The following is a 12,376-nucleotide window of genomic DNA, read 5'->3' on the forward strand; positions in this document are numbered from 1 at the left end:
TGCCGGAGGACCTGCGCGACCCGACGCCGTCGCCGGCGGATCGCGCCGAGGCCACGAACGTGGGTTCGCGGCTGGAGCATTGCATGGAGCGACTCGACGAACGGCGCAGGTCGCTCGTGCGCACCGCATTCTTCGAGGCCGCGACGTACGAGGAACTCGCGCGACGCATCGGCGCTCCCCTGGGTTCGGTGAAGAGCTGGATCCGTCGCAGCCTGCTGCAGCTACGCGCGTGCCTGGACCCATGAACAGCCCTGACGGCGACTTCGACGACGACGGCGGCCGTTCGCATGGCGACGACATGCGCGCCGGCGAGTACGTGCTCGGCGTGCTCGACGGCTTCGAGCGGCGTCGCGTGCAGCGGAGGATCGACGCCGAGCCCGCGTTCGCGCGCCTCGTGGCCGAATGGGAGCGCCGGCTGGCGGCGTGGACGCTGCACGTCGCGGCGGTGGAGCCGCCGGCGCACGTGTGGCCGGGCGTGCGCGCGCGGCTGGGCTGGAGTGCCGATGCCCCCGAGCGCGTCCGCGCGTGGAACAGCGTCGGATTCTGGCGCGGCGCGGCGGTCGTCGCGCTCGCTGCGGGCATCGCCGCGTTCGTCGTCGGGCGGATCGGTACGCCCCCGGCCGGCGTCGCCCCGACGAGCGGACCGGCGGCGCTGGGCCCGGTCACCGTGCTCGCCGCCGACGACGGTTCGACCGGCTGGCTTGCTTCGATCGATGTGGCGAAGGGCACGATGCTCGTGGTTCCGGTGCCCAGGCCGGTCGCCACCGATGGCCGCGTCCCCGAGCTCTGGCTGATTCCGCCCGGCCAAGCGCCCCGATCGCTCGGCTTCGTGTCGAACGAGAAGCCGCTCGTGATCAGCGTGCCGCCCACGCTGCTGCGTCAGGTCGCGGTCGGCGCCACGCTCGCGATATCGCTCGAGCTGCCGTCGGCGATGCCGCACGCGGCACCGAGCGGCGCGATCGTCGCCAAGGGCGGCATCCGCACGATCTGACCCACGCGTGCCGCGATCGCGTCCGCCGGCCGCAGCAATCCGGCGCCCGGCGCGAGCGGCCCTGCGTGTCGGCGCCGCACGGCGCCGTCGGCTTCCCGACACGATCGTTTCGACGGGCGTGCATCCGGCGCCGCTCTGGCCTCGTAGGGCTCCTTGCAGCATCGACGACTGCGCCAAGGACCGATCCCATGAATCCGATTCGCTTCCGCACCTCCCTCGCGGCGGGGCTCGCCGCGGCCCTCGCCGCATTCGCCGCGTCACCCGAGGGCGCGATCGCCTCGAGCCACCGCGAGGCCCCCGCGATCACCCAGTATCCGAAGGTGGACGGCACCGACCTCTACGTGTTCCGCAGTTACGAGCCCGGGCGCAGCGATTTCGTCACGATCATCGCCAACTACGTTCCCCTGCAGGATGCGTACGGCGGACCCAACTACTTCACGATGGATCCCGACGCGCTCTACGAAATCCACATCGACAACAACGGCGACGCCAAGGAGGACCTGACCTACCAGTTCAAGTTCGCGTACGACCTCAAGGACATCCAGCTCAACATCGGCGGGAGGAGCGTGGGCATCCCGCTGCGCAACGCGGGCCAGGTGACCGCGGACAATTCCGATGCCCGCAACGACGCCGAGACGTACACCGTCAACCTCATCCGGGGTGCCCGCCGCCAACCGCCCGACGTGGCCGGCGCGGTGTCCAATGCCGACGGCGGCGGCACCGCGTTCGCCAAGCCGATCGACAACATCGGCACCAAGTCGCTGCCCGACTACGTCGCCTACGCGAAGCGCCACGTGTACGCGGTGAACGTGCCCGGCTGCAGCACGCCCGGGCGCATGTTCGTCGGCCAGCGCCGCGAGGGTTTCGGCGTGAACCTCGGCGAGATCTTCGACCTCGTCAACATCCCGACCGCGCGCGTGGTCGGCAGCCGTTCGGGGTCGACCAATGCGACCGCGGGCAAGAACATCACGTCGCTCGCGCTCGAGTTGCCGATCGCGTGCGTGACGGGCGCCGGCGAACCCGTCATCGGCGTCTGGACCACGGCCAGCCTGCCGCGCACGCGCCTGGTCGGCAACGAGCCGCTGCGTCGCATCGTGGCGGATCGCAACTTCGTCCAGGTTTCGCGCCTCGGCATGCCGCTCGTCAACGAAATCGTCATCGGCCTGAAGGACAAGGACGCGTTCAACGCGAGCGAGCCGAAGGACGACGCGCAGTTCCTCACCTACGTGACGAACCCGACGTTGCCGGCGTTGCTCGAAGTGCTGTTCGGCGCGGATGGCGTGATGGCACCCAGCGTGTTCCCGCGTGCCGACCTCGTCGCCGCCTTCCTCACCGGCGTGCCGAACGTGAACCAGCCGAACAATGGTGCGCCGTCGGAAATGATCCGTCTCAACACGGCGCTGCCGGTCACGCCCAAGGGCAGCCAGAACAGCCTCGGCGCGGCGGCATGCTTCGTCGACGGCGTGCTCACGCTCACCAACCCGGGGTGCGATCCGGCGGGTTTCCCGAACGGTCGCCGTCCCGGCGACGACGTGGTCGACATCGAGTTGCGCGTCGCGATGGGCGTGCTCCTGCCGCCGGGCGCGGGCAAGCCGCCGAGTGCGAACCTGCCGTACACCGATGGCGTGCTGGTCGAGGACAGCCAGTTCGACGCGACGTTCCCGTACCTGACGACGCCGCTGCCGGGATCGCCGAACGGTTCCAACGGCCTGCCGGCCAATCCTTCCGCACCCTGAGCGACGTGGCGCCGCGACGCGACGGCGCGGCGCCCTCGGGGGTACTTGCCGCCATGCCGACCCTGCGTGCCATCGCACCGATCGTCGTGTCCGCCACGCTCTTCGCGGCGTCGGCGGTGCGCGCCGAGCCCTACGTGCCTGCGAGCGATGCGCAGGTGATCGAACGATTGCCGGGTGGCACCGACGCGCGCGGCGATCGCGCGATGCGCGCGATGCGCGCGTTGCTCGCGCGCAGGCCCGCGGACCTCGACGTCGCCGTGCGCTTCGCGCAGGCGTGCGTCGATCGTGCCAAGGCCCTGTCCGACCCGAGGCCGCTCGGCCAGGCGCAGGCCGCACTGTCGCCCTGGTGGGACGCGCCGGATCCACCCGTGCCCGTGCTGCTGCTGCGCGCGACGATCCGCCAGCGTTCGCACGCGTTCGCGCCGGCGCTCGCGGATCTCGATCGCGTCGTCGCGCGCGAGCCGGGCAACGCGCAGGCATGGCTCGTCCGGGCCGACGTGCAACTGGTCAGCGGCGACCACGAGGGCGCGCGCGCGAGTTGCGCGCATCTCGAGGGCATCACCGCCGTGCTGTGCGTCGCGCCGATCGATGGCGTCGAGGGCGCGGCGGCCGCGGCCCACGCGTCCGTCTCTGCGATCCTCGACGGCCCGACGATCGCACGCGACGAGCGCCTGCGCGCGTGGGCGGGCACGCTCGCAGCCGAACTCGACGAACGACTCGGCCGCACCGGCGACGCCGAAGCGCGCTATCGCGCCAGCCTCGCGATCGATCCGTTCGACGCCTACACCGTGGCCGCCTACGCGGATTTCCTTCTCGACGAGGGGCGTCCGCAGGACGTCGTCGCGCTGATCGCCGCCGATACGCCCGTCGACAACCTGCTGCTGCGGCGCGCGCAGGCCGAGCACCGCCTGCGCAGCGCGGACGCCGCGCGCAGCCGCGCCGCGCTCGCGGAACGCTTCGCCGCGCTGCACGCACGCGGCGATCGCGTGCACCTGCGCGAGGAAGCGCGCTACGTGCTCGAGCTGGAAGGCGACGCGGACGCTGCGCTCGCCCTCGCGCTCGAGAACTGGTCGGTGCAGAAGGAGCCGCTCGACGCACGCATCGCGCTCGAGTGCGCGCTGGCCGCAGGGCGGGCGCGCGACGTCACGGCCGTCGCCGACTGGGTCGTGCGCACGCGCCTGGAAGGCGCGCGCATCGCCGAGCTCGTACGCCGGGTCCGCGCATCGTGAAGGGCGTCGTCCTCGCGCTCGCCCTCCTCGGCGTCGGCCACGCCGCGTGCGCCGATGCGCACAAGCCGAGCGACAGCTACCTGACGCTGGCCGTGCACGGCGGCGTCGTGCGCGGCCATTGGGACATCGCGCTGCGCGACCTCGACCTCGTGCTCGACCTCGATCGCGACGGCGACCGGCGCCTCACGTGGGGGGAGATCCGCACGCGCGAGACCGACATCGACGCCTACCTCGTGTCGCGCCTCGCCCTCTCCGCCGGCGATGCCGCGTGCCCGCTCGAGGTCGCCGGACACGCCATCGACCACCACAGCGATGGTGCTTACGTCGTCGTGGGACTGTCGGCGTCGTGTCCGCGTGCGATCGACGCGCTCACGCTGGACTACCGACTGCTGTTCGACGTCGACGCGCAGCACCGCGGCCTGCTCAAGCTGGCGGCGGGCGAGGGGGGCAATACCACCCGGGCGGCCGTGTTCGATCGCGACCATCGGCGCCAGGCCTTCACGCTCGGCGGCGCCGATGCGGGGTCCGCGCTCCGCAGCTTCGTACGCGACGGCATCGTCCACATCGCGACCGGCTACGACCACATCCTGTTCCTCGTGGCGCTGCTGCTTCCGGCCGTGCTCGGCCGGCAAGGCGGCCGCTGGAGCGCGGTGCCGCGGCTGTCCGTCGCGTTGCGCAACGTCGCCGCGACGGTCACCGCGTTCACGGTCGCGCACTCGATCACGCTGAGCCTCGCGACGCTGCACGTCGTGATGCTGCCGGCGCGATTCACCGAATCGATGATCGCGTTGTCGGTCCTCGTCACCGCGATCGACAACCTCGTGCCGATCCTGCCTGCGCGTCGGTGGCTCGTCGCCTTCGCGTTCGGCCTCGTCCACGGCTTCGGCTTCGCCAGCGTGCTGCGCGATCTCGACCTCTCCGGCGCGATGCTCGCGCTGTCGCTGTTCGGCTTCAACGCCGGCGTCGAGCTCGGCCAGCTCGCCCTCGTCGCGCTCATCGTCCCGGTCGCGTACCTCGCGCGCTCATTGCGCGGCTACCAGATCGGCGTGGTCGGCGGCGGTTCCGTCGCGATCGCGATGCTCGCGCTCGGCTGGCTGGTGGAGCGCACCCTCGACGTCAAGCTCATGCCGTTCTAGTCCGTCATTACCCGTCGCCACGCCACCCTTCAACCAGGAGACCGCCATGACCATCCGCACTGCCCGCTTCGCACTCACCACCGTCGCCCTCGTCGCAAGCGCGGGTGCGCACGCACAGGCGTACGTCGGCGCAAGCATCGGCCGCTCGTCGATCGACGTCGATCGCACCGCGCGATCGGACGCTTTCCTCGACCTCGGCTTCGACGGCGCGAGCACGACCGCGGACGATGCCGACACCGCATACCGCGTGTATGGCGGCTACTTCTTCCTGCCCTACGTGGGCGTGGAGCTCGCCTACGTCGACCTCGGCCGGTTTTCGTTCCGCACCGACGTGCAGCCGACCGGCTCGCTGTCCGGCCGCACGCGCATCCGTGGCGGCGAGGCGAGCATCGTCGGCCGCCTGCCGATCGGCGATGCCTTCGCCGTCTACGCGCGCGCGGGGGCGTACGCGTCGCGCGTGCGCACGCGCTACAGCGGCAGCGGATCGGTCACGGTGATCGACGGCGCGGAGCGGCAGTCCAAGCGCAGCACGGAAGCGGCCTATGCAATCGGCGCGACCTACGCGTTCAACCCGCACTGGATCGCCCGCGTGGAGTGGGCCCGCTACGACGGACTCGGCGATGAACTGACCGGGGGCAAGACGGACGCGGACATCGCGTCGGTCGGCGTCGCCTACACGTTCTGAGCGCCGCGATCGCGCCGCGTCGACCGCGGCTACGGGTGGCGCGCCGAGCTACTGCTTGCGGATCTCGATGTCGCCGCTGAAGGTCTCGACCTTCACCTGGCCGCCGCCGCCGCCCGTGGTGACCTCGAGGCTGCTGCCGGGGCCGTGCTCGGGCTCGCTGACCGTGCCGAAGTCGCTGCGGATGCGTCCGCTGAAACTCGAGGCGTCGAAGCGCGCGGACACGTCGGCCGGGATGGACAGGTGCACGTCGCCGCTCATCGTCTCGACGTCGACGCGTGCGCCGGCGTCGGGCTTGCCGCGCAGGTTCACGTCGCCTGAAACGGTGCCGGCATTGATCTCGCGGTAGCCGCCGTTCTCGGCGTCGATGTCGCCCGAGACCGTCTCGAACTTCACCTGGCCGCCAAGGCCGCGCGCGCGGATGTTGCCGGAGACGGTTTCGACGTGCGCGCGGTCCGCCGCGCCGGTGACGTCGATGTCGCCGCTGACGCTGTCGAGCTCGACGTCCTTCGCGCCGCTGTCGAGACGCAGCTTGCCGCTGACCCCGTCGACGCGCAGGCTGCGCCCGGCGACGCCGCTGAGGCTCACGTCGGCGCTGACGACTTCGATCTTCATCTCCGCATTCTTCGGCACGCGCACGTCGAGTACGCTGTCGCCCATGCGCGTGTCGGCGCCCCAGCTGAACCAGCCCTGCTTGTCGGGCGGCTCCACCTTGATGCGCAGGTGATCCGCACTGCCTTCGACCGAGAGCTTCTTCGCGCCGTCGCCGAGCGTGCCGGTGATCGCGACTTCGGCCTTGTCCCAGCCGCTGACGGTCACCGAACCCTTCACGTTCGAGACCTCGATCTGCGCGGTCGGGCTCACGTCGCGGTGTTCGTTGATCGGCGTATCCGCTTGCGCATCGCCGAGGGCGAATGCGACGGCGAGTACGAGCAGGGTGCGGGCGGCGGCTTTCATGATGGACTCCTTCGTCAGCCGGCGCGGGCGCCGTAGTGTTCGAGTTTCATGCGGCGTGCGTTGGTGCGGTTGAGCAGGCTGACCAGGAACACCGCGTCCGGGCGCTGCTCGAGCGCCTGCTCGAGCTCGGCGTGCGCGGCATCGAGCACGACCGCCGCGCCGAGCAGGCGCGGGTCGCCGCCGGGAGCGCGCGAGACGTCGCGCGCATCGCGCGGCGACACGCGCACGGGCAGCGGGCCGCCGGTGCTCGCGATGAACTCGGCCGCGACGCGTTGCTGGTGCAGCGCGTATGCGGTGATCCCGCCGCCGACGGCAAGCAGCATGCCTGCCGCGGCGGCGAACGGGAACCAGCGCCGGCGGCGTGCCGGTGCGCGCGCCGCCGCCGCGTCGGCGGCGATGCGTGCCGCGATGCCGGACCACAGGTCCGCCTGCGGCACCCGCGGCGTGTTCATCTGGCGCAGTCCGCGCTGGATCTCGAATTCGTTCATGGGGTTCCTCCGAGCATCCCGCGCAACAAGCCGCGCGCGCGATGCAATTGTGCCTTCGACGAGCCGACCGCCATGCCGAGTTCGCGGCCGATCTCCTCGTGCTTCCAGCCTTCCACATCATGCAGGACCAGCACCGCGCGTGCGCGCGGCGGCAGTTTCGCGACCGCCTGCTCGAGGTCGGAACGCTCCCCCGCGCAGAACGGCGTCACCGGCTCGATCGCGGCCTCGAGCACCTCGCTCTCGACCGCGTCCTCGGGGTCGCGTGCGCGCAGGTCCATCAACGCCACGTTGACCGCGAGCCGGTGCAGCCAGGTGGAAAACGCGCTCTCGTGGCGGAAACTGTCGAGCTTCTGCCACGCGCGCACGAACGCCTCCTGGGTCAGCTCCTCCGCGCGCGCCTCGTTCATGCCGCTGAGGCGCCATACGGCACCGTGCACGCGCGCGGCGTGCCGGCGATAGAGCGCCTCGAACGCACGCATGTCCCCGGCCGCGGCACGTCGCACCAGCTCGGTGTCCGCCGATTCGGGGGCCGCTTCGGCACGGGACACGTCGCTCATCGGCAGGGGCATGGCAAGACAGGCGTTCATCTTGCCAGCTTGGATGCGGCCGTGGGCCGCAGGGTTTAAGGATTGGCCCGCGGACGGGGCAATGGCGTCGGCCGGTATGACCTGGTCGCAGGCACCGTCCATCGCGCCGCAGCGCCGGTATGCTCGCGTCCGCCATTGATCGGCCGCAGCCGCGAGGGGTGGCGCTGCGGCCGGGCCGGCGCAGGACCGCCGCACGCGTCAGTCCATGCGCCCCGTGCTTCCTGCCAGGAGAGCCCCATGAGTGATCATGCGTTCGCGCGGCGCGCCCTCGCCGCGATGTCGCTGTGCGCGATGCTGCTGCTCCCATTCGTTGCGACCCCGACGCGCGCCGAGGTGAAACCCTACTCGGCGGCCTTCACCGGAAAGGACATGCCCGTCGCCGGCGGCACGCAGTACGTGCGCAGCGGCGGCAAGGGCCCGGCCGTGCTGCTGCTGCACGGATTCGGCGACACCGGCGACATGTGGCAGCCGCTTGCCGAGGTGCTCGTCGAGGACCATCGCGTGATCGTGCCGGACCTGCGCGGCATGGGCCTGTCGTCGCACCCGGAAGGCGGCTACGAGAAGGCGGCGCAGGCGCGCGATCTCGCCGCGATCCTCGATGCACTGCACGTCGATTCGGTGCAGCTCGTCACGCACGACATCGGCAACATGGTCGGCTACGCGTTCGCCGCGCAGTATCCGCAGCGCGTGAGTCGCTGGGTCATCATGGACGCGCCGCTGCCGGGCCTGGGCACGTGGGAGAAGCAGCTCACCAATCCCAAGGTGTGGCACTTCAACTTCCGCGGCCCCGACGTCGAGCGGCTCGTCGCCGGGCGCGAACGCATCCTGCTCGATCGCTTCTACAACGAACTGTCCGCGAACCCGGCCGGCATCGACGAAGCGACGCGCGTCCACTACGCCGAGCTGTACGCGCGACCCGGTGCGATCCACAACGCGCTCGGCGGCCAGTTCGCCGCATTCGCGACCGATGCCGAGGAGAACAAGGCGCTGTTCGCCAAGGGCGGCAAGCTGCACATGCCGATCCTCGCGGTCGGCGGCGATCATTCCTACGGCGCGGCGATGAAGACCGAACTCGAATTCGTCGCCGACCACGTCGAGGGGGCGGTCATCGCGAACTCGGGCCACTGGATCATGGAAGAAGAACCCGCTGCGGCGGTGCCGGTGATCCTCGCGTTCCTTGCCCAGAGCCCGCACTGAGCGGGTCCGCGATGCCGGTGCGCACCCTGTGCGCGACCGGTGCGTTGCGGTGTGCGGCGATGTTGCGGCGTGTTGCGATGCTGCGCTCGGGTCATTCATCACCGTGCGTCGATTCGCGCGGGAGCCAGATCGCGTTCCAGAAGGGGTAGTCGCCGACGCGACGCACGATGCCGGCGCGGACCGGATTGAGGACGACGTAACGTGCGACGTCCCGCAACGCTTCGTCGTGCCGCAAGGCGCGATCGTGGTACGCGCGCGCCCAAACCGACGTGGTCGAGCGATCAATCGCGCGCACGGCTTTGGTGATGCGCGCCTTCAAGCGATTGACGGTTGTCGGCAAGTCGTCCGAGCGGCCAAGGCGCACGAGCCCATGCCAATGATCGGGCATGAGCACCCAGCAGAGCACTTCGGCATCGCCCCACGTCGTCGACTGCCCGATCCGGCGGCACACAGCCGCCGCGACGAACGCATCCTCGAATACGCGCGCGCGATCGGCGGTGACCATGGTCACCAGGTAGACCTGACCTCGCAGCGATGCTCGCCCTGCACGCAAGTTGCGATGGCCCTTGCAGAAGGTCATTGCGACAGCATGTCACGCGCCCGCCCGCACGCGATCAGGCGCGTGCGTCACGCGACGAGCGAGATCGCGTCGGCGCCGTGTAAGCCGCACGCCGCGACGCAGTCCCCGCGGACTTCGCGAGACCGGAACGGTGGGTGTAGTGCGACGTTGCGGTCGCCCACAGGGTGGGCTCCTACAGGGTCAGCGTGGCGCGCCCGCGGACGCGTGCGCGTCGCGCGGGCCCGCGATGTAGGAGCGCATCCCATGCAGACCGAGCCGCACCAGACCTGATGTAGGAGCGCACCCTGTGCGCGACCGATGCGTCTCGGTGTGCTGCGGCGTTGCGGCGTGCCGCGGCGTTACGGCGTGATGCGACATTGCGGTCGCCCACAGGGTGGGCTCCTACAGGGTTCGCGCGGCGTGTTCGTTCGGTTCTACATCACCCCGCCGCCACCTTGCGCGCCGGCGCACCCGCATTCGCGAGCGCGGCGGCGACGCGGCGTTGTTCGGCCTTGAGCTTCTCCGGCGTGCGCGCGCCGAACGAGTCGAGGTAGTGGCCGATGTCGGCGACTTCCGCGGCCCAGCCCATCGGGTCGACCTCGAGCAGCGCGTCGAGCGCGTCGTCGTCGATCGCGAGGCCTTCGACGTGCAGGTCGCCCTTGCGCGGCAGGTGGCCGATCGGCGTCTCGTGCGCGCCGACCGCGCCCTTGCAGCGGTCGATGATCCACTCGAGCACGCGCAGGTTGTCGCCATAGCCGGGCCAGAGGAACGCGCCGTCGTCGCCCTTGCGGAACCAATTGACGTGGAAGATCTTCGGCAGCTTCGCGCCCGGCTTGTCGAACGACAGCCAGTGCGCGAAGTAGTCGCCGTAGTTGTAGCCGCAGAACGGCTTCATCGCCATCGAGTCGCGCCGCAGCACGCCGACCGCACCGGTCGCGGCCGCGGTCGTCTCCGAACCCATCGCCGCGCCGACGAGCACGCCGTGGGTCCAGTCGCGCGCTTCGAACACGAGCGGCACGAGGGACGGCCGCCGACCCCCGAACACGATCGCCGAGATCGGCACGCCGGCCGGGTCCTCGGCCTTCGGCGTCCAGCTCGGCGCTTGGCGCGCGGCGACGGTGAAGCGCGAATTCGGATGCGCGGCGGGGCCATTGCCCGGATCGTACGGCCGGCCCTGCCAGTCGGTGACCGGCGTGCCCTCGGGCAAGCCTTCCCACCACGGCTGGTTGTCCGCGGTCACGGCGACGTTGGTGAAGATCGTGTCCTGGCGGATCGTCGCGAGCGCGTTCGGGTTGGTCGAACGGCTCGTGCCCGGCGCGACGCCGAAGAAACCCGCTTCGGGATTGATCGCGTAGAGGCGGCCGTCCTTGCCCGGGCGCATCCAGCAGATGTCGTCGCCGACCGTCCACACCTTCCAGCCCGCCTGGCGGTAGCCTTCGGGCGGAATCAGCATCGCGAGGTTGGTCTTGCCGCACGCGGACGGGAACGCCGCGGCGATGTAGTGCGTCTCACCTTGCGGGTTCTCGATGCCGACGATGAGCATGTGCTCGGCGAGCCAGCCTTCCTGGCGCGCCTGCCACGACCCGATGCGCAACGCGTGGCATTTCTTGCCGAGCAGCGCATTGCCGCCGTAGCCGGAGCCGTACGACTTGATCGTGAGCTCCTCGGGGAAATGCATGATGTAGCGGCGCTCGGGGTCGAGCTCGCCGATCGAATGCAGGCCCTTCACGAACGTAGGCGGCTCGCCGCGCGCGGCCGCCGCGGCGCCTTCGCGCTCGATGCGCGCGAGCGCGGGCGCACCCATTCGGGTCATGATGCGCATGTTCGCGACCACGTACGGCGAATCGGTGATCTCGACACCGCAGCGCGAGATCGGCGAATCGATCGGGCCCATGCAGTACGGGATCACGTACATCGTGCGGCCCTGCATGCAGCCGTCGAACAGCGCGTCGATCTTCGCGTGCGCGTCCGCCGGCGCCATCCAGTGGTTGTTCGGGCCCGCGTCGTCTTCGTTCTGCGAGCAGACGAGCGTGAGGTGCTCCACGCGCGCGACGTCGGACGGGTGCGAGCGGTGCAGGGTGCAGCCGGGGTGGGTGTCCTGGTTGAGCTCCGTGAGGGTGCCGTCGGCGAGCATCTCGGCGCGCAGGGCGGCCGCCTCGGCGTCGGTACCGTCGCACCAGCGGATGGCATCGGGTCGGGTCAATCGGGCGACGTCGTCGACCCAGTCGTTCAGGGCTTTGAGCTGGCTGGCCATGGTCTCCGGGCGCACGCGCCCGCGTGGAAAAGTGTGGAAGGGTCGACGGTAGCCCCGGCCCGGCGTGCATGCAAGGCAGGCTGCCGCATCCGCGGGTCCTGGCGGGTCTCGCCGCGGACTCCCCGCGTCATGGGCGCGCCGTGTGGCGTCACGGTGTAAACGCTTTCAATGTCGCACGGGTGGCGCGTGGACAGCGAGGGCCATCGGTGTGTCTCGGGCGATCGGGCGGATGTCGGGGGCGGTGCCGCCGCGACCATCGGTCGCTGGGCGGCGACCTTCTCCCTCTCCCACCCAAGGTCGCGTGCTTTCCCCTCTCCACGCGTCGCCGCGTGCTTCCCCCTCTCTCCCGCTTGCGGGAGAGGGTTGGGTGAGGGTGCTTCTGCGGTGCGTCTTCGCTGTTCGTGCTTGCGAGCAGCAGGCGCGACTCTTCGCGACGACCGACCCGCGTCCGTGCATGTTCGTCCCGCATCCCTGCGGGCCGGTTACCCTTCTTTGCTTGTCCAAAGAAGGGTAACCCCAAGAAAGGACACCCCGACAGCGTCGCCCTCCGGGCATCCTGC

At 70.7% G+C, this 12,376-nt stretch carries 12 protein-coding genes; 7 read left to right on the forward strand and 5 right to left on the reverse strand.

Features of this window, described 5'->3' with window-relative positions:
- From VI238_RS04730 to VI238_RS04755, 6 genes are all read left to right on the forward strand, one after another.
- Window positions 1-245: sigma factor-like helix-turn-helix DNA-binding protein (locus VI238_RS04730; RefSeq protein ID WP_331648989.1), on the forward strand; the 245-nt coding region annotated here is incomplete at its 5' end.
- Window positions 242-991, forward strand: a complete 750-nt coding sequence (locus tag VI238_RS04735) for an anti-sigma factor (RefSeq protein WP_331648991.1) — start codon at window positions 242-244, stop codon at window positions 989-991. The genes VI238_RS04730 and VI238_RS04735, both read left to right, overlap by 4 nt.
- Window positions 992-1,179: 188 nt before the next feature.
- The gene (locus tag VI238_RS04740) at window positions 1,180-2,727 is read left to right on the forward strand and encodes a DUF4331 domain-containing protein (protein ID WP_331648993.1); all 1,548 of its coding nucleotides are present in this window, start codon (window positions 1,180-1,182) and stop codon (window positions 2,725-2,727) included.
- An 86-nt stretch (window positions 2,728-2,813) separates the two neighbouring features.
- On the forward strand, window positions 2,814-3,956 hold the full coding sequence (locus tag VI238_RS04745; RefSeq protein ID WP_331648995.1) for a hypothetical protein: 1,143 nt from the start codon (window positions 2,814-2,816) through the stop codon (window positions 3,954-3,956).
- The gene (locus VI238_RS04750) at window positions 3,953-5,092 is read left to right on the forward strand and encodes a HupE/UreJ family protein (RefSeq protein WP_331648997.1); all 1,140 of its coding nucleotides are present in this window, start codon (window positions 3,953-3,955) and stop codon (window positions 5,090-5,092) included. Before VI238_RS04745 ends, VI238_RS04750 begins: the two co-directional genes overlap by 4 nt.
- 46 nt (window positions 5,093-5,138) lie before the next feature.
- Complete coding sequence (locus VI238_RS04755) at window positions 5,139-5,777, forward strand: outer membrane beta-barrel protein (protein WP_331648999.1); 639 nt, start codon at window positions 5,139-5,141, stop codon at window positions 5,775-5,777.
- Window positions 5,778-5,825: 48 nt separating this feature from the next.
- Here VI238_RS04755 and VI238_RS04760 read toward each other — a convergent pair whose 3' ends face one another.
- From VI238_RS04760 to VI238_RS04770, 3 genes are read right to left on the reverse strand one after another with little or no spacing between them, the layout of a single operon-like run.
- Window positions 5,826-6,731 (reverse strand): DUF4097 family beta strand repeat-containing protein, encoded by a 906-nt coding sequence (locus tag VI238_RS04760; RefSeq protein WP_331649000.1) that lies wholly within the window; start codon window positions 6,729-6,731, stop codon window positions 5,826-5,828.
- A 14-nt stretch (window positions 6,732-6,745) separates the two neighbouring features.
- Window positions 6,746-7,219 carry a hypothetical protein gene (locus tag VI238_RS04765; RefSeq protein WP_331649003.1) on the reverse strand — a complete coding sequence of 158 codons (474 nt, stop codon included), beginning with the start codon at window positions 7,217-7,219 and terminating at the stop codon, window positions 6,746-6,748.
- Window positions 7,216-7,776: an RNA polymerase sigma factor gene (locus VI238_RS04770; RefSeq protein WP_414650028.1), complete on the reverse strand. Its 561-nt coding sequence runs from the start codon at window positions 7,774-7,776 to the stop codon at window positions 7,216-7,218. Before VI238_RS04770 ends, VI238_RS04765 begins: the two co-directional genes overlap by 4 nt.
- A 267-nt stretch (window positions 7,777-8,043) precedes the next feature.
- On the opposite strand from VI238_RS04770, the gene VI238_RS04775 reads away from it, so the two are divergent.
- Window positions 8,044-9,003 carry an alpha/beta hydrolase gene (locus VI238_RS04775; protein WP_331649006.1) on the forward strand — a complete coding sequence of 320 codons (960 nt, stop codon included), beginning with the start codon at window positions 8,044-8,046 and terminating at the stop codon, window positions 9,001-9,003.
- A 91-nt stretch (window positions 9,004-9,094) separates the two neighbouring features.
- Here the strand turns inward: VI238_RS04775 and VI238_RS04780 are convergent, their stop codons facing one another.
- Together VI238_RS04780 and VI238_RS04785 are read right to left on the reverse strand one after the other, a co-directional pair.
- A complete protein-coding gene (locus tag VI238_RS04780) occupies window positions 9,095-9,583 on the reverse strand; it encodes an REP-associated tyrosine transposase (RefSeq protein ID WP_331649008.1) in 489 nt (162 codons plus the stop codon).
- 418 nt (window positions 9,584-10,001) lie between these two features.
- Window positions 10,002-11,816 (reverse strand): phosphoenolpyruvate carboxykinase (GTP), encoded by a 1,815-nt coding sequence (locus VI238_RS04785; protein WP_331649012.1) that lies wholly within the window; start codon window positions 11,814-11,816, stop codon window positions 10,002-10,004.
- Window positions 11,817-12,376 lie beyond the last annotated feature (560 nt).

The organism is Dokdonella sp. (assembly GCF_036518555.1).
Classification (GTDB): Bacteria; Pseudomonadota; Gammaproteobacteria; order Xanthomonadales; family Rhodanobacteraceae; genus Dokdonella_A.